17 protein-coding genes are annotated in these 21,678 nt (G+C 64.4%); 7 read left to right on the top strand and 10 right to left on the bottom strand.

Annotated features, from left to right (window positions below):
* Window positions 1-2: 2 nt before the first annotated feature.
* Entirely contained in the window at window positions 3-914 is a 912-nt protein-coding gene (flgL, locus tag GM676_RS03285) for a flagellar hook-associated protein FlgL (RefSeq protein ID WP_155461970.1), read from the top strand.
* A gap of 18 nt (window positions 915-932) precedes the next feature.
* Window positions 933-1,976: a hypothetical protein gene (locus tag GM676_RS03290; RefSeq protein ID WP_155461971.1), complete on the top strand. Its 1,044-nt coding sequence runs from the start codon at window positions 933-935 to the stop codon at window positions 1,974-1,976.
* Here GM676_RS03290 and GM676_RS03295 read toward each other — a convergent pair.
* The 5 genes from GM676_RS03295 to GM676_RS03315 all read right to left on the bottom strand — a co-directional run bounded on the left by GM676_RS03295 (window position 1,973) and on the right by GM676_RS03315 (window position 6,610).
* Window positions 1,973-4,090, bottom strand: a complete 2,118-nt coding sequence (locus GM676_RS03295) for a putative bifunctional diguanylate cyclase/phosphodiesterase (protein WP_308936673.1) — start codon at window positions 4,088-4,090, stop codon at window positions 1,973-1,975. The genes GM676_RS03290 and GM676_RS03295 overlap by 4 nt on opposite strands.
* A gap of 75 nt (window positions 4,091-4,165) precedes the next feature.
* A complete protein-coding gene (locus GM676_RS03300) occupies window positions 4,166-4,828 on the bottom strand; it encodes an amino acid ABC transporter permease (RefSeq protein WP_155461973.1) in 663 nt (220 codons plus the stop codon).
* A 3-nt stretch (window positions 4,829-4,831) separates the two neighbouring features.
* Complete coding sequence (locus GM676_RS03305; protein ID WP_155461974.1) at window positions 4,832-5,605, bottom strand: transporter substrate-binding domain-containing protein; 774 nt, start codon at window positions 5,603-5,605, stop codon at window positions 4,832-4,834.
* A 9-nt stretch (window positions 5,606-5,614) separates the two neighbouring features.
* Window positions 5,615-6,025, bottom strand: a complete 411-nt coding sequence (locus tag GM676_RS03310; protein ID WP_155461975.1) for a hypothetical protein — start codon at window positions 6,023-6,025, stop codon at window positions 5,615-5,617.
* Window positions 6,026-6,031: 6 nt separating this feature from the next.
* On the bottom strand, window positions 6,032-6,610 hold the full coding sequence (locus GM676_RS03315; RefSeq protein ID WP_155462217.1) for a YcbK family protein: 579 nt from the start codon (window positions 6,608-6,610) through the stop codon (window positions 6,032-6,034).
* A 409-nt stretch (window positions 6,611-7,019) separates the two neighbouring features.
* On the opposite strand from GM676_RS03315, the gene GM676_RS03320 reads away from it, so the two are divergent.
* The gene (locus tag GM676_RS03320) at window positions 7,020-7,358 is read left to right on the top strand and encodes an energy transducer TonB (RefSeq protein ID WP_155461976.1); all 339 of its coding nucleotides are present in this window, start codon (window positions 7,020-7,022) and stop codon (window positions 7,356-7,358) included.
* A gap of 109 nt (window positions 7,359-7,467) precedes the next feature.
* On the opposite strand, the gene GM676_RS03325 is transcribed toward GM676_RS03320, so the two are convergent.
* Window positions 7,468-8,289, bottom strand: a complete 822-nt coding sequence (locus GM676_RS03325) for an EAL domain-containing protein (protein ID WP_155461977.1) — start codon at window positions 8,287-8,289, stop codon at window positions 7,468-7,470.
* Window positions 8,290-8,455: 166 nt separating this feature from the next.
* On the opposite strand from GM676_RS03325, the gene GM676_RS03330 reads away from it, so the two are divergent.
* Window positions 8,456-9,256: a class II glutamine amidotransferase gene (locus GM676_RS03330; RefSeq protein WP_155461978.1), complete on the top strand. Its 801-nt coding sequence runs from the start codon at window positions 8,456-8,458 to the stop codon at window positions 9,254-9,256.
* Here GM676_RS03330 and GM676_RS03335 read toward each other — a convergent pair.
* Window positions 9,253-9,783, bottom strand: a complete 531-nt coding sequence (locus tag GM676_RS03335; RefSeq protein ID WP_155461979.1) for a GNAT family N-acetyltransferase — start codon at window positions 9,781-9,783, stop codon at window positions 9,253-9,255. The two genes, GM676_RS03330 and GM676_RS03335, sit on opposite strands and share 4 nt — an antisense overlap.
* A gap of 215 nt (window positions 9,784-9,998) precedes the next feature.
* On the opposite strand from GM676_RS03335, the gene GM676_RS03340 reads away from it, so the two are divergent.
* The 3 genes from GM676_RS03340 (at window position 9,999) to GM676_RS03350 (ending at window position 12,430) form a co-directional block, all read left to right on the top strand.
* On the top strand, window positions 9,999-11,018 hold the full coding sequence (locus GM676_RS03340; RefSeq protein WP_155461980.1) for a sulfate ABC transporter substrate-binding protein: 1,020 nt from the start codon (window positions 9,999-10,001) through the stop codon (window positions 11,016-11,018).
* Window positions 11,019-11,102: 84 nt separating this feature from the next.
* On the top strand, window positions 11,103-11,324 hold the full coding sequence (locus tag GM676_RS03345; RefSeq protein ID WP_155461981.1) for a TOBE domain-containing protein: 222 nt from the start codon (window positions 11,103-11,105) through the stop codon (window positions 11,322-11,324).
* Between the two features lie 230 nt (window positions 11,325-11,554).
* Window positions 11,555-12,430 (top strand): serine hydrolase, encoded by an 876-nt coding sequence (locus tag GM676_RS03350; protein WP_155461982.1) that lies wholly within the window; start codon window positions 11,555-11,557, stop codon window positions 12,428-12,430.
* A 161-nt stretch (window positions 12,431-12,591) separates the two neighbouring features.
* On the opposite strand, the gene recD is transcribed toward GM676_RS03350, so the two are convergent.
* From recD to recC, 3 genes are read right to left on the bottom strand one after another with little or no spacing between them, the layout of a single operon-like run.
* On the bottom strand, window positions 12,592-14,523 hold the full coding sequence (gene recD / locus GM676_RS03355) for an exodeoxyribonuclease V subunit alpha (RefSeq protein ID WP_155461983.1): 1,932 nt from the start codon (window positions 14,521-14,523) through the stop codon (window positions 12,592-12,594).
* Window positions 14,516-18,223 carry an exodeoxyribonuclease V subunit beta gene (recB, locus tag GM676_RS03360; protein ID WP_155461984.1) on the bottom strand — a complete coding sequence of 1,236 codons (3,708 nt, stop codon included), beginning with the start codon at window positions 18,221-18,223 and terminating at the stop codon, window positions 14,516-14,518. Before recB ends, recD begins: the two co-directional genes overlap by 8 nt.
* Window positions 18,220-21,648, bottom strand: coding sequence for an exodeoxyribonuclease V subunit gamma (gene recC, locus GM676_RS03365; protein WP_155461985.1), 3,429 nt, complete (start codon window positions 21,646-21,648; stop codon window positions 18,220-18,222). Before recC ends, recB begins: the two co-directional genes overlap by 4 nt.
* Between the last annotated feature and the right edge of the window lie 30 nt (window positions 21,649-21,678).

Here is a 21,678-nt window from a genome sequence, read left to right on the forward strand (position 1 = left end):
GCATGCGTATCGCCACCAGCCAGTTCCAGGCCACCATGAACCGCGGCCTGCAAGACAACCAGAGCCACCTGGCCTCGCTCACCTCGCGCATGGCCAGCGGCAAGAAGCTGCAAGTGCCGTCGGACGATCCGGTCACGGCGGTGCGCCTGTCGCGCCTGTCGCGCGAGGAAGCCATCGTCGGCCAGTACCGCGACAACATCGCCTCGATCAAGATCCGCCTGTCGACCAACGAGACTTACCTGACCTCGATGGTCAACGACATCACCCAGAGCCACGACCTGCTGGTCTGGGCGGCCGACGCCAGCAACACCGGCGACGACCTGAAGTCCATGATCACCACCATGACCACGTTGCGCGACAGCCTGCTGTACAGCGCCAACGAGAAGGACCAGGAGGGCCGCTACGTGTTCTCCGGCACCCTGACCAACACCCCGGCCATCACCTACGATCCGAACGCGGCGATCGGCTCGCGCTACACCTTCACCGGCAACACCAACCAGCAGAAGTCGGTGGTGGGCAACGGCATCACCCAGACCGTCAACGTCGACGTGTCCGGCCTGGAAACCGTGTTGAACCAGATGGACAGCACCATCAACGAACTGTCGCAGCCGGGCATCAGCTCCTCCACGCCGTCGCTGCAAGCGGCCATCAACGCCAATATGCAGGGTGCGAGCGACGCGCTGGGCCTGATCTCCAGCAAGATCGCCAACTTCGGCGGCGCGCAAAACGTCATGGAAACGCTGGACGGCAACCACGCCAACGTCAGCCTGTCGAACCAGACCGCCATCCTGGACCTGGGGTCGCTGGACATGGGCGAGGCCGCCACCGAACTGAACGGCTACAACCTGGCGCTGCAAGCCTCGTACAAGGCTTACTCCAAGATCACCAATCTGTCGCTGTTCAACGTCCTGTAATTTTTCCCGTCCCCAGCCATGCAAATCACGTCCGCCACCACGCCCCAAGTCATTGTTCCCGGCGCCAACGCCGGCAATGCCACCGCGGTGGACGGCACCGCGCTGGGCTTGAATGGCGAGAACGCCGCCACCGCCACCCCGGTCACGCCGACGCCGAACTCGGCGGCGCCGCTGCGTCGCGGCCTGAACAACTGGGACCAGCCGCTGCAAGGCGACATCTCGGGCGCCCAGCAGGCGCTGGACTTCCTGGAGCAGAGCGCGGCCCAGCTGCGCAATCTGAAGGCCGACCTCAGCGCCCGCTTGGCCAACCGCCAGCGCGCCGACGGCACGGTGGAGGCGCGCGTCCGCCAGTTCAGCAACAGCTGGCGCAACCGCGCCACCGCCTCGGGCGGCACGCTGGACTCGCAACTGAAATTCAGCAACAAGGGCAGCGCCACTAGCTTCACCGTGCGCGGCATGAGCCTGGCCAACCTGCGCAACGGCGGCCGCGAGGTGCTGGCGATTTCCATCGGCGGCGGCCAGAACGTGCGTTCTGTGGTGCTGGAGCCGGGCCTGTCCGACGCCCAGATCGCCCAGCGTTTCGACGAGGCGCTGGCGCCGGCCGGCGTGCGCGCGCAACTCAACGACGATGGCCAGCTGGCGTTTTCCACCACCGAGGCGCAGTGGAGCAATGTGCGCGACACCATTGCCGTGCAAGGCAACGGCATCCGCTTCCCGACCGGCCAGCTGAACCGTGTGAAGGCCGAGGCGGCGGCGCCGGAAGTCGATCCGGACAGCTGGAACACGGTCGATCTGGACGGCATCCGCACCACCCTGCAACAAGTGGTGCAGGCGCTGGCCAAGGTGGAAGCGTCGATCGCCTCGGTGCACCAGGCGCTGGCCCAGGTGGCCGCCCGCGTGCAGAGCGCGGCGCCGTCCACCGGCAAGAATGGCATGGAGCAGGTGGCGCAGAACTTCGTCACCACCACCAAACAGCCCGGCTACCAGTCGCTGCTGTCGATCACCTCGGCGCTGGCCGGCATCAGCCGCGAGCGCGTGATCTCCCTCCTGAGCCTGCGTTAATTCAGCAGGCTGCCCCCGCGCCGCGCCAGCGCGGCGAACTCCGCCACCGGCAAGGCGCCGGCAAACACATAGCCTTGCGCGTAATCGCAGCCGGCCATGGCCAGCAAGCCGCTTTGCGCCGCCGTTTCCACGCCCTCCGCCACCACCCGCAGGCCCAGCTTGTGGGCCATCACGATCAGCGCCTCGCACATGGCCAGGTCGCCGCTGTCGCTGGCCAGGTGCTGGATGAAGCTGCGGTCCAGCTTGAGCAGGTCGATGCCGAAATGCTTGAGGTGGGAAAGCGAGGAATAACCGGTGCCGAAGTTGTCCAGCGCCACCTGCAAGCCCATCTCGCGCAACTCGCGCAAGCGCTCGGCCACCCGGCCGGCGCCGTCCAGCAGCACGCCCTCGGTAATCTCCAGCACCATGCTGCGCGGCGGCAGGCCCAGCCGCGTGGCCAGCTTCAGCCAGTCCACGTACAGCGCGGCGTCGCCGCGCAGCTGGGCCGGCGACTGGTTGATGCTGACCTGGAAGCCGCCGCCCAGCTCATCCTGCCAGCGCCGCGCCTGCTGCGCGGCCTGGCGGAACACCCAGTCGCCGATTTCCAGCATCATGCCGCCGGCTTCGGCGAACGGCAGGAATTCAGCCGGCGCCAGCAGGCCGCGCTGCGGATGGCGCCAGCGCAGCAGCGCCTCGGCGCGCTCGATCTTGCCGCTCTGGAGGTTGACGATGGGCTGGTAATGCAGCTCGAACTGGTCCAGCGCCAGCGCCGAGCGCAAATCCAGCGTCACCTGCTGGCGCGCCTGCGCCGCCAGCTGCAAGTCCGGCGTGAAGTAGCTGTAGCGGTTGCGCCCGCCCTGCTTGGCGGCGTACATGGCCTGGTCCGCGCTGCGCAGCAAGTCTTCCGGCGTGGCGGCGTCGGCCGGGTAGAGGGCGATGCCGACGCTGCCCGAGATCGCGGCCTGCGCGCCCTCCAGCGCGAATGGCCGGTTCAGCAGCGCCAGCACGGACTGGGCGATGCGGTCGATGCCGTCGGCCTGCTCCAGCCCGGACAGGATGACGGTGAATTCATCGCCGCCCAGGCGCGCCACCGTGTCCGAGCTGCGCACGCACAGGCCGATGCGGCGCGCCGCCTCCACCAGCACGGCGTCGCCCTGCTGGTGGCCGAGCGTGTCGTTGACTTCCTTGAAGCCGTCGAGATCGATGAACAGCAGCGCCAGCTGCAAGCCCTCGCGCCGCGCCTTCTTGATTTCCTGGCCCAGCCGGTCCTGGAACATGTGGCGGTTGGGCAGCGCGGTCAGCTCGTCGAAATTGGCCTGGTGCCAGATGCGCTCGGCCGAGATGCGGCTGTCGGTGACGTCGGTGACCAGCGCCAGCGCGCCGCGGTAGCCGCCGTCGGCGTCGAAGATGGGATTGGTGGCCAGCGTGGCCCACAGGTCGCTGCCATCCTTGCGCAGGAACTTGAATTCGTGGCGCTCCGACAAGCCCTGCTGGCGGCGCGCGATATTGCGCTCGAGGATGGTGCGGCCCTCCTCGTCCATGAAGGCCACCAGCGGCTGGTCCAGCATGTCCTCGATGCTGTAGCCCAGCATCTGCGCCATCTTCGGATTGACGAAGCTGGTGCGGGCGGCGGCGTCGATTTCCCAGATGCCTTCCTCGGCGTTGTGGACGATGCGGCGGAAGCGTTCCTCGCTGCGCTCCAGCGCCGCCAGCTTGCCTTCGGCCGGCTCCAGCACCACCCGCACGCCCTGCCCGCTGGCGTCGGCGCTGGCGCGCAGCGACACCGGGAAGCCCTGCTGGCTGCGGTTGCGCTGCATTTGCAGATTGCAGTGCTCGGGCTGGCCGCTGTTGATGGCGCGCCGCAGGAAGCGGTCGAAATCCTCGTGGAAGCGCGGCGCGACGAATTGGCGGAACGACACCTGCCCGGGATGGTCGCGCGCCAGGCCCAGCAAGTCCGCGCCCACCACATTCATTTGCAGGATGGCGGTGTCGAAAGACAGCACGAAATAGCCGACCGGCGCCAGCAGATAGATATCATTGAAATAGGCTTGCTCGGCGGCGTGATCGATGGTCGCGTACGGCGCCATCGCGGCGTCCTCGGTGAGGACCGCCAGGCCGGGCAGCTCAGCGTGCATAGTCTTATCCATACACCCCCTACACATTGATGTTTTCAGATTAACATCAGGCAGGGGCGATGTCGAGCATCAGGCCTATCGTGAGTGGTGCGCGCGGTTCAAGCGTTGTTCGGCGCGCCGTTGCAACGCTTCGAACAGCAGGCTGAGCGCCCAATAGATGGCGGCCGCCGCCAGATACAGCGGCAAGGGCTGGAAGGTGGTGGAGATGACTTCCTTGGTCGACAGCATCAGCTCGGTGAGCGTGATGACCGACACCAGCGAGGTGTCCTTGATCAGGCTGATCAGCGTGTTGCTCATGGCCGGCACCGCCACCCGCAAGGCTTGCGGCAGCACCACGTAATACAGCGTGCGCCAGTAGCCGAGGCCGAGGCTGTAACTGGCCGCCCACTGCCCCTTGCTGACCGCGCCGATCGCGCCACGCAGGCTTTCCGACAGGAAGGCGCCCGAGTTCAGGCTCAGCGCCAGGATGCCGGCTGTGACCGGCGTGAATTCGATGCCGACGCTGGGCAGTCCGTAATAAATCACGAACATCTGCACCAGCAGCGGGGTGCCGCGCATCAGGCTGACATACACGCCGGCCGGCCACGCCAGCAGGCGGTACGGCAGCATGCGCAGCACCGCCACCGGAAAACCGATCAGCAGGCCGCCGATCATGGCCGCCAGCGCGAACAGCACCGTGTAGCCGGCGCCGCGCAGCATCACCGGCGCCGCCTCGCGCAGCAGCTCCAGCCATTCCATCGCTTACGGCGCCTTGCTGACGTCGATGCCAAACCATTTCACCGAAATGGCTTTCAGGCTGCCGTCGGCGGCCGCATCGGCCAGCGCCTTGTTGAGCGCCTGCTTGAATTCGGGATTGCCCTTCTTGAACGGGATGCCCATGCGCTCGACCGCCCCCACTTGCGCGCCGGCCTTGATCGGCAATCTGGAAATCTTCAATAAATACGCCGACATCAGGCTGTCGTTGAGCGCGGCGTCGATGCGGCCGGCCGCCAGGTCGGCCATGGTGTCCGGCGCGGCCGCGTAGCTGCGCACCTCGACGCCGGGCACCGCCTTGGCCTGCTGCTCGTAGACGCTGCCCTGCCCCACGCCCAGCTTCTTGCCTTTCAGGTCGGTAAGCGCCTTGTAGCTGGCGGTCTCGTTGTTACGCACGATCAGCTGCGGCACCGAATAGATGTAAGGCTGGGAAAAATCGAACGCCTGCTCGCGCTTGGGATTGATGCCCACCTGCGAAATGATCACGTCATACTTGTTGGCCGCCAGTCCGGCCAGAATGCTGGCCCACTCGCTGCTGACGAATTCCACCTTCAAGCCCAATTTGGATGCCAGCAATTTGGCGACATCCACGTCATAGCCGGCCAGCTCGCCATTCTTTTCCTTGTAATTGAACGGCGGGTAGGTGCCTTCCAGCGCCACCTTGAGCGTGCCGCGCGCCTTGACGGTGGCCAGCAGGTCGGCCGCCGAAGCCGGCAGGGCCAGCGCGGCGGCCAGCACGAGGAGAAAGTGACGTTTCAGCATGAAGCTCCTTTACCAGGCGCCCATACGGCGGCGCAATCCGAAATTGTGGCCCACGACCAGGATGGAGCTGGCGATCAGGCCGCTCAGTCCTATCATCAACTGTACCAGCTTATCATCCGGCAGCACCCACAGGCGGCCCGGTGGCGCGTCGCCGATGCGGGCGGCCGCCATGATCAGCGGCGCCACCCATTCGGCCTCCTCGGTGACATCCAGCACAATGTGGCCATCCTGCGTGGTCTGCATGTAAATTTCGCCGCCCTCGGCCAGCGTGAAGCACACGCCGTAGCCGGTTTCGTGCTTGCCGATGTGCTGTTGCAGGGCCTGGTTATGCTCCTCGATCCACAGCTCGACATCGGCGGGCGTTTCCAGCCCGCTCCATGGCACCGGGCGGAAGCGTGGCGGGTCTTGTTGGTCTTGCATGCCGCTTCAGCCTTTCCAGGTACGTTGCAGGCCGGTGTCGGCGTGTATCCAGCCGCCCTTCGGACCGGCGCGGTAATAGAACCCGACGCCGCCCTGGCGGAAACTCTTCACCAGCCCGCCCAGCACTTCGGCATTCAGATTGGCGATGCGGATGTCGGCCGCGCGGCCCACCATGTGCAGCGACTGGCGCGCGGCCGGCACGCCGGCTTCGCGCAGCTTCTGGTTGGAGGCCGGCGTGCGGTAGCCCGATAAAATCTCCAGCGGCGCATCGATGCCGTAGCGCTGCACGAAGGCTTGCGTGCCCCACAGCGTTTCAAACAGCTTGGGATCGATGTTGCGGGTCTCGTTGCCGCCATTGACGTCGCGCATCAGGTGGCACAGGTCCTGATAGGCCGATTCGATGATTTCGCCGTCCTTCCAGTACAGCAGCTTGGCGCGCTCCTTGCTGGCCGGGCGCACCACTTCAATGGTGCGCGGACGCAGCCAGAATTCCAGGTCCAGCGCTTGGGCGTCGAAGATATCCGGTGGCGGTTCCATCAGGCCGCCAATGCCGGACGGTGCCGACTGCTCGGAGGCGCGCGCCATGCTGGCGGCGGCTGGCGCCGGGGCCGGTTTGGACGAGGCGCCGGCGATGCTGCTGTGCCGCACGGGCACGCTGGAAGCGCAGCCGATCAGTGGCACTGACAAGAAACTCGCGGCGGCCATCCCTAAAAATTCCCTGCGCGATGCCATAGTCTCCCGTCCCATAAAAAGCAATATTGTTACTATAGCCTATGCGGAGGGAAAGAAAAACCGTCGTAACTTACGTTTAAGAAATGATACAACTGCCTGAGTGATACTAAAATTCCGTATCGGAAACTTTTAAGCAGGTCAAGTTATACACGCAACTTATGGCTGGCATTCCAACAATAAAGTATTCATATATGGTGCGGCGCGGTATAGTTCATCCATCGAATAAATGTTTTCCCGTTGAACTTACTTACTGGAGCCCATCATGATCATCCGTTCTATCGCCGCCGTCGCCCTCATCTCCCTGTCGACCATCAACCCAGCCAGCGCCGCCGCTCCTGCCGGCCGCCTGAACGACGCCGAATGCGGCGTACCAGCTTACCGCACCGCGTGGCAAGATGAAGAGCTGGCTGGCAACGTCAAGCTTGCCGTGCTGGTGGACGCCAACGGCAACGTGAAAGACACCAAAGTGATCTCGTCGAGCGGCTACCTGGCCCTGGACAAGGCCTCGCTGCGCGCCAGCACCAACTGCAAATTCAAGCCAGCCACCAACGGCGCCGAGCCGGTGTGGGCCCAAGTACAATACAACTGGGTTCTGAACTAATCGAGATCGCCGCAAAAAGAGCGCCGCGTCGTTGCGGCGCCTCGCCGTGCTAACGCACTGTCTTTGTCGCCGCGCCTCGCCGCGCTCATTTTGCAGCAACCTCTATCGTTCACGCAGCGCGTCGCGCCGGCTCCTGCAAAAGCGCCGAGCGCGGCTCGTCAAGCAGATATCCCTGCACCAGCAATGGCACACCTGCGGCCGCGCTCAGTTCGCGCAAGGCCGACAGGTGTTGCGGCGTTTCCAGCCGCTTGAACACCACTTCCACCTTGGCCGCGGCGCAACGCTGCAAGAATTCCGCCAAGCCCGCCTTATCCTGCAACTCGCGCGCATCCAGCTTGAACACATCGGGCCGCAAGCGATCCAGCACGCCCAGGCCATCGCGCGCACTGTTCACATTGACCGCAAAGCGGAAGCCGTTGCGGCGATAGTTGTCCGACACATAATTCAACAGCCAGCCCTGCTGCGGCGTGGCCGCCGGCAATTGCAGCACCACCCGTTCCAGCGGCAGTTCCAGCGCATCGAGAATGCGGCGGAACGCGTGGCCGTGATTGCTGCTCACCGCGCTCAACAGACGATCATGCACGTTCAGGTATAGATCGGTATCACCGTCGTCCGCCTGCCGGAAGAAATTAATCGAGTGCAGCATACGGCACAACCGGTCCAGCTCGATCGACTCATCGTCGCTGGCCGCGTGATCCAGCAGCTTCCACAGCGACAAACCCTGATCCTGCGCCGACACGCTACGCGCCAGCCCTTCGTACGCCAGCACCGCGCCGCTGTCCAGATGCCGGATAGGCTGGAACGCGCTGCTCATGGTGCAATTGAAAAACCGCCCTTGCGCCTTGCCCTCGTGATCGAGCCAGATGCTGGAAGCAGCGCCGGTGGCGTCGGATAGACGCGCCAGATACTTTTGCAGGATGGGAAATGACATGGAACTCCTCGTGGGGTGCTAACAATGTCGACAGCGTATTCCCCGGCAAGGCAAAGCAGAACGAATGCTTTCAGCTATGGATATGCCAAAACATTCGTTCCGCCATGGCAGTGCCGCCGTTATCGTGAGGCCATCGATACCTTCAACCTCACCAAGCCGTGACGCCATGTGCCAATTACTCGCGATGAGCAGCAACAAACCCGCCGCCGTGGACTTTTCCTTCGCCGGCTTTGCCGAGCGCGGCGGCCGCACCGGCGAACACAAGGACGGCTGGGGCATCGCCCTCCACACCGTGACCGGCTGCCGCCTCTACACCGACTACCTGCCCTCGATCCACTCGCCGCTGGCGGCGCAGTTCAAGCAAAGCCCGATCAAGGCGCGCAGCGTGGTGGCACACATCCGCAAGGCCACGCAGGGCCGCGTGTCACTGGAAAACAGCCACCCGTTCACGCGCGAGCTGTGGGGCCAGACCTGGTCCTTCGCCCACAACGGCGACCTGAAACTGTTCGATCCCAATCCCAGCCTGTACGCGCCGTGGGGTGACACCGACAGCGAGCGCGCCTTCTGCCATTTGCTGTCCGGGCTGGCGCTGCGCTTCGAACAGCAACCGCCGCGCCACGTGCTGTACGCGGCACTGGAAACTTTGGCCGGCGAAATTGCCGACTACGGCACGTTCAACTTCATCCTGTCCAACGGCGACCTGCTGTTCGCCCATTGCAGCACCGAACTGCACGTGGTGGTGCGCGAATACCCGTTCTCGGTGGCGCACCTGATCGATTGCGACCTCAGCATCGATTTCAGCCGCCACAACCACCTGGACGACCGCATCGCCGTGATCGCCACCCAGCCGCTCACCTCCAACGAGCAGTGGACGCAATTTGCCGCGGGCGAACTGAAATTATTCGCCGGTGGCGTGGAAGTGGGATCGTTGCCGGAGCGGCGGGAGAGCTTGCGGGTCGCGTATTAGGCGGTATTGCAGTTGCAGAATTTCTTGCGCTTGGGCGCATTCGGGCAAGTGGCGTCCTCGTCCAGCTGCTTCCAGAAGAACACCGTCTCCACACCGTAGGGCGAGCGCACCTTGCCGGCGTCGGTATAGCCGCGCTGGGCAAAAAAGTCCTTGCCGCTGGCGGTGCTGTGCAGTTGCAACGCTTTCACGCCCCAGCCACAGGCCTGCTCTTCCATCTTGGTCAACAATGCCTTGCCGATGCCCTGGCGGCGCACTTCCGGCAGCAGATAGCACAGCGCCAGCTTGCCAGCGCCGGTGAGCAAGGCAACGCCGACGACAACGCCTTCGCTGAGCGCGACCAGCGAATAATTGGTGGGCGAACTGAACCAGTTCGCCACCATCTGCGGAGTTTTATTGCCTAGCCAGGCATCAAGGATGGCGGGATCGTTTTTATGATCCAGCTCGCAGCATTCCTTGATCGAACGGCGCAATACATTGCACGCTGCCTCCGCATCCGTCGAAGCAGCAATACGAATTTCAAGACTCATGTACGCTCACAAAACATTACTAAGGGCGACTATACACCAAGCTGGATAAGGCCGTCGGATGCTGCCAGACTAGAGCGCGCCTCCTTATTTGCCCACTAATGTTTTCAATAATCCATATACGTTTTATAGCGAACTTCTAAGCATATAACGAAAAATTCGTATCTTTTCCGGGCGAAATTTTACACCATGGGCGCCTGTTATTACGAAAGCTCATCATGACCACTAAAAATACCGCGCGCCGCGTTGTCATCTCCTCCTTCCTGGCCGCCTCGGCCGTTCTGCTGGGTCTGCCGATGCAGGCTCAAGCCGCCGATACCGTGCTGCTGAACGCCGCTTACGACGTCACCCGTGAACTGTTCAAGGAAATCAACCCGGCCTTCAGTGCCCAGTGGAAGAAAACCACCGGCGAGAGCGTGGACGTGAACCAGTCGCACGGTGGCTCGTCCAAACAGGCGCGCTCGGTGGCGGATGGCATGGAAGCGGCCATCGTCACCATGAATCAGGCCAATGACATCGACATCCTGGTCGAACGCGGCGTGGTGTCCGCCGACTGGGCCAAGAAATTCCCGAACAATTCCTCGCCGTTCTATTCGACCATGGTGTTCCTGACCCGCAAGGGCAACCCGAAACAGGTCAAGGACTGGGCCGATCTGGCCAAGCCGGGCGTGAAAGTCATCATTCCGCACCCCAAGACCTCCGGCAACGGCCGCTACACCTACCTGGCCGTGTGGGGCTCGGTGATCAAGAAAGGCGGCAACGAAGCGCAGGCGCGCGACCTGGTCGGCAAGATCTTCAAGAACGTGCCGGTGCTGGACGCCGGCGGCCGCGGCGCCACCACCACCTTCACCCAGCGTGAAATCGGCGACGTGCTGGTCACCTTTGAAAACGAAGTGAACCTGGTGCGCGAAGAGTTCGGCGACAAGTTCGACGTGGTCTACCCTTCCATCTCCATCCTGGCCGAGTCGCCGGTCGCCGTGGTGGACAAGGTGGTCGACAAGCGCAACCTGCGCAAGCAGGCCACCGGCTACGTCAATTTCCTGTACAGCGAAGAAGGCCAGGAAATCATCGCCAAGCACTCGCTGCGCCCGCGCTCGGAGAAAGCCTTCAAGAAGTACAACGCCAACTTCCGCCAGGTGGCCCTGTTCACCATCGACGACGTGTTCGGCGGCTGGAAAGCGGCCCAGGCCAAGCACTTTGCCGACGGCGGCGAGTTCGACAAAATTTATAACAAATAAGATTATTCAAAACCATTCGTTCTCAAATGGCCGCCGTGCCCTTAATCTGGAACCGTCGTAATCAACCCAGACAAAGGAAGCACGATGGCCATTTCTGAAATTAATGTACGCAATCAATTCCGTGGCAAGATCAAGGAAATCATCTTTGGCCCGGTCGTTTCGGAAGTCGATGTAGAAACCCAACACGGCATCGTCACCTCGGTGATCACCTCGCGCTCGATTCAGGACCTGGGCCTGAAAGTCGGCAGCGAAGTCATCGCCCTGGTGAAATCCACCGAGGTTTCCATCGCCAAGATCGGCAGTTAGTCGAGACCCCGTCCCGGCTGCCGCCGCGGCCGGCCAACGGAAAAAAGCCCTGGGCGCTCCCGTCCCAGGGCTTTTTTGTTTTTAATCCGATACTTAGACACAATAGACGAGAAGCGACTTTAATGTTATTGTCTATCCTTAGAGAATATTGCCGTATAGCTAGACTATTTGCGCGCGCCACGTCCCCCAGACGTGTCCGATAGACTCCTCTTCCCTTTTTGAATACCGATATGCTCAAGAAAATTGTTGCTGTATTGCTGAGTTCGTTTACCGCGGCAGCCTTTGCCGCCGTACCGCTCGGCTCGCAGTCGGTGCTGGTGGTCGAAGACGACACCGGCAAAGTACTGCTGGAAAAGAACGCGAACGCCCAGGTGCCGATCGCCTCGCTGACCAAGTTGATGACCGCGATGGTGGTGCTGGATGCCAAGCAAGACATGAATGAAAAGATCGCCATCGACCGGTCCGACGTTGATATGCTGAAACACAGCGCCTCGCGCGTGCCGGTCGGCGCCGAGATTTCGCGTGGCGATGTGTTGCAGCTGGCGCTGATGTCGTCAGACAACCGCGCCGCCGCGTCGCTCGGCCGGACCTATCCGGGCGGCATGGAAGCGTTCCGTGCGGCAGTGAAAAACAAGATCCGCGCGCTGGGCTTGATCCACACCGTGATCGAGGAACCGACCGGTTTGTCGCCGCATAATATGTCCACCGCGACCGAACTGGTCAAGATTGCAACCGCCGCATCGGCCTACCCGGACATCCGCCGCATCACCACCGACACCAAGGATGTGATCAACATCAAGGGCCGCAAGGTGGAGTATCACAACACCAACCGCCTGGTCGGCGCCAAGGGTTGGGACGTTGGCTTGTCCAAGACCGGCTACACCGAAGAGGCTGGCCGCTGCCTGATCATGCGTTTCAGAACCGGTGGCAAAAACAACACCCTGGTGCTGCTGAACGCCGGCGCCAGCTCGGTGCGCAACATGGATGCGGTCAAGATCCGCCGCCTGATTGCCGGTCCGGATGAGCAACCAAAAGTGATGAAAGCCTCGGCCAAGAGCAAGAAAAAAGCCGTCAAGCAAAGCAAGCGTACGCGCCGCGCCATGTAAGCGCCGCTGCCGCCCCCTCCGTAAGCCGGACCAGCGTGTCCGGCTTTTTTACGCCTGTAGCCCGCATTCCACCGTGGCCTCGCGCCAGGAATTAGTTCCAACATGCTAATTACTGGCTTAAAAATGCGCAAAACGCCGTTCCGGCGAAGGCCGGAATGACGTTAACTGTCGAGCAGATGGCGCAGGCCGCTGGCACGCTGGGTGCGCTGGCCGATGGCGTCCAGCAGCACCTGGCCATTTGGCGTGAGTAACGTAAAGTAGTCGCGGGCGCGGGTGATGCCGGTATAGACCAACTCCCGCGCCAACATGCCTCCCCCCTCTTTCGGCAACACCATGGCGGTATGCAAGAACTCCGAACCTTGTGATTTATGCACCGTCATGGCAAACGCGGTTTCGACGTTTCTTAATCTTGTGGCAAGCACGCTGCGTACCTTTTCGCCTTCCGAAAAGTACACCCGCAACGCGCCGGGACGCAGCGGATCGGGCAGGGTCAGGCCTATATCGCCGTTGAACACCCCGGTCGCGTAGTCGTTGCGGGTGACCATGACCGGCCGCCCGACGTACCATTCGCCGGTTCTCTTGAGCAAGCCGCCTGCTTGCAACCTTTGCTCAATTGCATCATTGAGTCCCGACACGCCCCACTCGCCCTCGCGCACCGCGCACAAAATCCGGAAGCTCTCAAAGGCTTTCAGAATGGCAAGTTGTACGATCTCATCGTGAACCGGCGGCATATTCTTGATTAATTGCAAATAGCCGCGATAGCCATTCTGAGCCAGTTGCAGCAGGTCTGAAGCCTGCGCCAGATCGGTCCAGGCCACCTTGCCGTCTTGTCCAGCACGCAATATTTCTACCGCGCGCGCCGCGTCGCCTGCGTTCACCGCCAGCGCCAGCGCGCCGATCGGGCCGCCGAAACGGCGGCTTTCGCGCAGCATCACGGTCTGCTGGGCGATCGGTCCGCCGTGGCCGGCAAAACTGTCCGGGATCCGCTGACCGGTGCTGGCATGCACATATGACAAGGTTTCCGGCAGATACTCCCCTGCTTCGGCGTTGTGGCAGAGGTCGCCCAACACCGCCCCTGCCTCGACCGAGGCCAGCTGATCCTTGTCACCCAGCAAGATCAGTGTGGCATTTTGCGGCAAGGCTGCCAGCAGCGCGGACATCATTTCCAAATGGATCATTGATGCCTCATCAACAATCAGCACATCGACGTCCAACTGATTGCCGGCGTGATGTTGGAAGGCCCGGGTGTCCGGCCGCGCACCCAGCAGGCTGTGCAGCGTTCGCGCCGCCCCCATCCGGGCCGCGAGCTCGCGCAACGGCAGCGCAGCGCCGACTTTTTCCGCCAGCTCATCCAGCGCACTATCGATCGATTGCTTGAGCCGCGCCGCCGCCTTGCCGGTGGGTGCCGCCAGCGCCACGCGCAGGCCGGTGCGCTGCTCGCCGGCCGTGGCAAACAGCAAGGCCAGCAGGCGCGCCACGGTATAAGTCTTGCCGGTGCCCGGGCCGCCGGTGATGATGCCCAGCTTGCCACGCATGGCCACCGCGCAGGCGACCTTTTGCCAGTCTGTGCCGCCGCCGCGCGCCGCATGCGGGAACAGGATATCCAGCCAGCGGCGAATCTCGGCCGTTTCCGCATCAGCATCCGCCGCCAGCACGCCGCCCAGCGCGCGCGCGCGAACCGCGCCAGCGACGTGGGTTTCGTCCCGCCAGTAGCGGCGCAGGTAGAGGCGGTCGCCATCCAGCACCAGCGGCTGGTTGATGTCGTCACCGCCGACCGGCCACACCTGGCGGCAATCCGCCAGCAAGGCGCGCCAGGTCGTCACGTCGGCCGGCCAGTCGCCGACCGCTGCACGCAGGTCGTGCCATTCGTCGCCACTCCAGCCCAGCAGCGCGGCCGGGTCGGCATTCAGTTCGCTCAACAGCAGGCAGCTGTGGCCGCGTCCTTCCAGCTCGGACAGCAGCACGCAGGCCACCATCAATTGCGGCGAGCTGTCCCCCACCGAAGCGATAAAACGGGCGAAAGCGCCGCTCAGGCGGCGCAACTGGCCGGCCTCGGTCAGCGCATCGACTTGCGCGAAAAATGCCTCATTCATGACTCGCACCCAGCAGGCTATCCAGCCCGTCCAGTAACTCGGGATCGGGCTCGATCCGGTAACAGCCGCGCGTTTGCGGGTTGCCTATGCCGCGCAGGAACATAAAGATGGCGCCACCCAGCTGTTCGGCCGGATCGTAGGCCTCGCCGAGGCGGCTTTGCAGCAGCCGGTGCAGCGCCAGCATATAAATCGCCCCCTGGATATCGTAGCGATGCTCGGCCATGGCGCCGATCAGCGCCGGCTCGTGATAAGCCGCGTCGCTGCCGCCCAGCGCATTCGATTTGTAGTCCAGCACCCAGTAACGGCCCTCGTGTTCGAACACCAGATCGCAGAAACCTTTCAGCATGCCGTGCAGCTCGCGCTCCGGCAGCGCGGGACGTGCGGCGCCACCCAGCAGGTGCTCGGCGCACAGGCGGTCCAGCGCACCGGTGGTCAGATGGTCGCTCGGGAACCAGAATTCCATCTCCGGCAGCGGCACGGCGATGCTGCTCAGCGGCGCATCGAGATAAGGCAGCGGCGTGCGCGCGATTTCGCGCAGCCACGCCAGTGTGTCTTCCTGCCGGTTGCCCCAGCCGGCGCGCTCCACGCGGCGTGTCAGGCGCGCTTCAAAGTTTTCATGATCGACGATGGCAAAGCCCTCCTGCCCCATCCACTCCAGCTGCTCGTGCAGGAAATTGCCGGGCACCGAGCCGCGCGGGAAGCGATGCCACGGCGCGTCTTCCACTCGCGTCGGCTGCGTGGTCGGCAGGTCGGCTTCCAGCAGTTTTTCCTGCAAGGCGTCGCGCGGCACCAGACCGTCGGCGCTGATCACGCCCGTCGGGCCGGTGCGGCGCGCCAGCGAACTGAAACTGCCGACCGCCCAATTGCGCTCGAAATGGCCGCCGTAATGGCGCGGGTCCAGCAACGGCGGGCGTTGTTCCACGCGACTCAGGCGCGTGACGTGCTGCGCGCCCATCGCCAGCGTGGTCAGTCTGATGTCGTCGCAGTCCTGGCAAGCGTGCTGCCAGCGTTCCATCATCAAGTCCGACGGCAGCGGCGAGCCGCCGGTCAGCAGATAGCCAAGCGCCGATTCGTGCAGCGTATTGTCGCCCGCCTTGCGCGCCGACAGCGCGGTCACGCCCAGCCACAGGAAGTGACGTGCACGCGTCAGCGCCACGTACATCAGGCGCAGGTCTTCCTGCAAGCGGGCGCGCTCCACCAGTTCCATCGCGGTGTCGGTCAGCGCCATGTCGATGCGGCGCACGCCATCATCGTCGCTGAATTCGAAGAAGCTGCGGTTGCGCCGCTCGACCTTGCGCGCGGTGACGGCAAACGGCAAATACACCAGAGGGTATTCCAGGCCCTTGGATTTGTGGACCGTGACCACTTTCACCAACTCCGCATCGCTTTCCAGGCGCAGCACACGCTCGTCACCCGCTCCCTCGCCGCCTTCGATCTGCTCGGCGAGCCAGCGGATCAACGCCTGTTCACCATCCAGCTGGCGGCTGGCCGATTGCAGCAGTTCGGCCAGATGCAGCAGATTGGTCAAACGGCGTTCGCCCCCGACTTGCTGCAACAGGGCCGCCGGCAGTTGCAGCTCGTGGATGAAGCGACGCAGCATGGCCAGTACGCCTTGCCGCTGCCAGATGAGGTGCAGCGTTTTCAGTTGTTCGACACGCTCTTCCCATGCCAGTTCGTCCGAGGACAAGCGCGCCAGTTCGGCCAGCGGCAGGCCGGCCGTGGGGGTGGCGAAGGCGGCGCGCGCCAGTGCGCCATCGAGCGGATTGGCAACCGCTGACAGCCAGCGCAGCACGTCGGCCGCTTCCTCGCTGTCGGTGACAGAGTCCTTGTCCGACAAATAGACGCTCGGCACGCCGCGCCGTTGCAGCGCGCGGCGGATGGCGGCGGCTTCCTTGCGGTCGCGCACCAGCACCGCGATGTCGGCCGGTTGCAGACGCTCGAAGCCATGCCCGCCGCCATCGAAGCCAGTGCGCTCGTCGTTCAGACGCGCGACGATGTCTTCGGCGCAGTGATGGGCGAAGAATTCGCGGTAGCTGTCGGCCTTGAGATCTTGCGCCGCGCTGCATGCGATCACCAGCGCCGGCACGTCGCCGGCAGCATCGACCATTCGCTCCTTGCGGCCCTTGGCGCCCACCGCCTCGAACGGCAGCGGGTTTTCGCGCGTGTGGATGTCGCGGAAGCGGAAGGCGCCGCGCGGGAAGCCTTCGCCCGCCGCGCGGCCTTCGGCGTGCAGGAAAAGGTGGTTGACCGCATCCACTACCGGCTTGGTCGAGCGGTAATTGGTGCCCAACTGGTAGTGACGGCCCGCTGTGGCGCGGCGCGCGGACAGGTAGCTGTGGATGTCGGCGCCGCGGAAGCCGTAGATCGACTGCTTGGGGTCTCCGATCAGGAACAGGCCTGTGGCCGGGTCATTGTCCGCCACGCGATACAGTGCGTTGAAGATCTGGTACTGGTTGGGCGCCGTGTCCTGGAATTCGTCGACCAGCGCCACCGGGTATTGGTCGGTGATGCGCTTGCGCAGCGCCGCGCCATTCTCGCCTTGCAGCGCGGCGTTGAGGCGATCCAGCATGTCGGCAAAGCCGAACTGGCGGCTGCGTTTTTTCAGTTCGGCCATGCGGTCGGCCACCGCCGCCGCCGCGTGGCGGTAGAGCGCATGCGACAGCGGTTCGATGTCGGCCAGCGCCTGTTTCAATGGCTGGGTGGCGTCGAAGTCCTCCGGCACCACGGTGCTGAAGTTTTTGGCGAAGGCATCTTCCAGGCCTTCGGGCGTGAGGCGGTTCCATGCCGTGTCCGAAATATCGGGCATGACGAGGGCCGGATTCTGCGCCCATTCGCGCAGGCCGTTAAACCACGCCACCAGCGAATCTGGGCGCATCTTGTTACCGTTGAAGCACTTGGGGTCGACCGCGCGGTGCTGGGCGATCCATTGCTCCATGCGGCTGGCACGCTCGTACCAGCCAGCCTTGAGTTGCGCGAGCTGCGCCTGCTGTTCGCGCTGCACGGCGGCGATCAGCACGCCCAGCGACTCGCCGCGTCCGGCCGCGTCGCCGATGATGTCGGCACGCTTGACCAGTTCGCGGATCGAGGATTTCAACGCACCGACGTCGCCCCAGCAGGACAGCAGCGCTTCCAGCGAGACCGCATTCAGCGGATAGACTTGCTGGCGCCAGTAATCGTTGGCGGCGTCCTCGAACAGCGCTTGCTCGTCGCTGACCAGTTCTTCGTCAAACAGGCTGCCGCTGTCGAAGGCATGCTCGCGCAGCATGCGCTGGCACCAGGCGTCGATGGTGAAGATGGCCGCTTCGTCCATGGTTTCGGCGGCCAGTTGCAGGCGGTGCGCAGCCTGCTGCTGCGCGCTGTAGTCGGGATAGGATTCCAGCAGCGCCTCAAGATAGTCGTCACGCTGGCTGCGCGGCTCCTCAGCGCGGAAATACGCCGCCGCTTCCACCAGCCGCTCGCGCACCCGGTTCGACAGTTCGCGCGTGGCGGCCCGGGTGAAGGTCATCACCAGGATATCGGCCGGTAGCAGCGGGCGCTGATAGGCGTTGTCGCCGCCATGGCCCAACACCAGCCGCACGTACAGCGCGGCGATGGTCCAGGTTTTGCCGGTGCCGGCGCTGGCCTCGATCAGGCGCGAGCCGTGCAGCGGGAAGGTCAGCGGCGCGAGCTGGTTGGCGGCGGTTGCGCTCACATCACTCATTGCGCGCCCTCGCCGTCGATCTGTTCTATCGTGATGTAGTGTTCCATCCATTCGGCCAGCGGGCCATACAGGGCGCGCGATACGTCGTCAAAATCCGGCTCTGCGCTCAGCGCGGCGAAGTCCGGCCACAGGCGCCTGAGGCACAGGTCTTCGTTCTCGCCACCGATATCGAAGCCGCCATCGTAGACCGCGCGCGGATCGCCTTCCTGCGCCAGGGCCAGCGCGGTTTTGCAGACGGTGGGCAGCGGGCGGTTCATGCCATCGCGCCACAGGCAGACCAGTTCGCGCAGGGCTTCCCGCGCCACTTCGGGCGGCAGCGGTTTCATGGTGACGATGGCGTCGCGGGCGACCAGATAACCGGTGACCTGCATGCCGGTGGCCGACACGCCCAACTGGCGCAGCCACATCGCAATCAGCTTGTCGCCACGCGGCTTGCCCTGCTTGTCGGCCACGCGCGAGGACATCTGCGCCAGCCACACGGTTTCGCTGCCGTTGCTGCGCAACTGGTCGATCCAGTCGTCCAGCGGCACACCGGCCAGCTCCAGATTCAACGCCACTTTCGGCGCCGGCAGTTCGTAGTGCTGGCGCAAGGTCAGCCACGCGCAGCGCACCGGCACCAGCGCTTGCACCAATTGGTCCTGGTACTGCTGGCCGATCAAACCGATGGGCAGCACGCCTTCGCGCGCCAGGCGTTCGGCGCGCTGGGTCAGTTTGTCGTAGACCTGGTCGATTTCTTCCGGCGTGTCGGCGTCATCGAGCATGGTGTCTTCCAGCAGGTAGCGTTCGAGCGCGTTGAGCGAGAACGGTTCTTCGTCTTCACCCACCAGAGCGGCCTCGCCGAACATCACGCCCAGACGCTGGCGGAAGAAGAAGCGCACCGGCTGACGCAGGAAGTTGTGCAGCTGGCCGAGCTTGAGGCGGAATTTGTCGTCGATGTCGAACGGCGGCAGTTCGGCGGTTGCGCCGGCGTCGCTGGCGTCGCCGTGCGCTTCGCGCCATTCGCGCGCGTAGGTCAGCAGGCCGCCGTCCTCGAAGTAGCGGCGGCTGAATGGCTGCAAGGCATGCTCCGTGGTGCGCGCGCGCAGGTCCAGCTGCCAGCCATTGACCAGATAATCGCGCAACTGCGACACCAGCACCGATGGCGGCTGTTCGCTGTTGTCGCGCACATTGCGTCCGACCCAGCTGATATACAACTTGTCGCGTGCGGCCAGCACGGCTTCCAGCATCAGGTAGCGGTCGTCGTCGCGGCGCGAACGGTCGCCCGGACGCGCCATGCCCGGCTGCGCCAGCAGGTCAAAGTCGGCCTTGGGCGCGCGGCGCGGGAAGTCGCCGTCGTTCATGCCCAGCAGGCAGACCACGCGGAACGGCACGGCGCGCATCGGCATCAGCGTGCAGAAGGTGACGCCGCCGGAGACGAATTGGTGATTCAGCGTCGGCTCGTCCATCAATCCCAGCCAGGCTTCACGCAGCACCGCCAGCGGCACGGCTTCTTCGTAGCCGGCGCCCTCGCAGGTGTCCAGCCATTTATTCAGTGCGTCGTCCAGCAGCGCCAGCGTGAGGCGGTCGCCCTCCTCGTTGGATTGGAAGAAGGCCGCCAGCAGCGCGCGCGCCTGCACGCCCCATTCGGCCGGCGTGCGCGACTCGGCCAGCACGGCGCGCCAGTGCAGCAACGCTTCCACCAACTGCGCCAGCGAGCCGGCCAACGCGGCATCCAGTCCGCCGACTTCAGCGTACGGCTGGATGCCGGCGAAGCTGCCGCCATCGTTGCCGCCAGCGCCGCTGGCATAACCAAGCAGCATGCGGCGCACGCCGAAGATCCAGGCATTCTGTTCGCCGGCCGGACCGAGACCCAGGCCGCTGCGGTGCTGCTGGTCCAGGCCCCAGCGCACGCCGGCGCCTTCGATCCAGCGGCCCAGCGTGGGCAGGTCGTCGTCATGCAGGCCGAAACGCGCGGCCAGGGCCGGCACATCCAGCAGGTCGCGCACCTCGCTCTGGCGGCAGCGCTGCTGCGGCAATCGCAGCAGCCATTCCAGCGCCACCAGCAGCGGATTGACGCTGCGGTCGTTGACGTCGCCGATCTCGAACGGGATGTAGCGCGCGTCGGTGCGGCGATGCTGGGCGAAGACGGCATGAATGGCGGCCGAGAAGGTGTCGATGTCCGGCACCATCACCACCACGTCGCGCGGGCGCAGCGGACGGCCGCTGTGTTCCGCCTCGGCGAACATGTGCAGCAACTGGTCGTGCAGCACTTCCACTTCGCGCTGCACGCTGTGGGTGACGTGGAATTCGATCGAGCGGTCGTGGTCCGGCGGCGGTGTGTGCGGGTGTTCGGACAGCGGCAATAATTCACGCACGGCGGCCTGCACTTGCGTCAACAGGGTGTCCCCCTCGCCTTCGCTGAACAGGTCCACGCGCAGCGGCGCCACCTCGTCATGTTCGGCGGCGTGGGCGTGCGCGGCTTCGTCGAATTCATCCAGCATGCGCACGAAATCGCGGCCTTGCCGCCCCCAGCTGGCCAGCAGCGGATGGCTGTGCGCGTGCAGCTCTTCCAGCGGAATCTGGCCCAGGTCCTGGCCGTTGCGCAACTGCTGGCGGCGGTGCGCGCTGCGCAGCAGGTCGCGGCCTTCGATGATGTCGCCCCAGTAGTACTGGCAGGGATTCGGCACCGCCAGCAGCACTTGCGTGTAGCGCGCGATGGAGGCCAGCGCCTGCAAGGTCTGGAACGGCAGCGCCGACACGCCGAAGATCACCACCCGCCGCGGCAGGCGGCCCAGCGGCTCCTCGCCGGCGGCGCTGGCGCGCACGAATTCGGTGTGGACGGTGGCGCGGCCGAGGCCACGCTCGTGCGGTTCGACGTCGGCGATCACCGCGCGCCACAACTGGCCTTGCCAGCGCTGGTCTTCCGGCAGCGGCGTGGCTTCGCCGCGCGCGTTGCGCAATTGATCGCGGCCGGCGGCCCAGTCGTCCAGCCAGTCGGCGCGGTACACCTGATACTGGTCGAACAAGTCGGCCAGGCGTTCTGCCAGTTGCAGGCGGCGCTCGGCCTCGCCGTCGGCCAGGAAGTGGCGCAGCGGCGTGAACACGGGATCGGCCAGCAGCGTAGGCAGGAGGCGCATCAGGCGCCAGGTCAGCGGGCCTTTGTCGAAGGCGGAGATGGGCGGCACGCGATCGCGCCCCAGCATACCGCGATAGGCGTCCCACAAAAAACGCGCCGGCAGCGCCACGCGCGAGGCGGCGCAGATGCCGATTTCCTCGGCCAGCGCGATCTTGAGCCATTCGGCCACGCCGTTCGATTGCACCAGAAAGATTTCCGACTCCAGGGCCCCGAGCGGGTGGTTGCGCAGCCATTGGAAGACGGCGGCGCGCAGCGTCTCCATCTGGTTACCGTGCAAAATCAGCAGGCCGGGGGTGATGCCAGGGTGCATAGGGCTCTTCAGTGTGATCGAACCCCTATT

The sequence above is a fragment of the Duganella radicis genome (assembly GCF_009720825.1).
Lineage (GTDB): Bacteria > Pseudomonadota > Gammaproteobacteria > Burkholderiales > Burkholderiaceae_D > Rugamonas > Rugamonas radicis.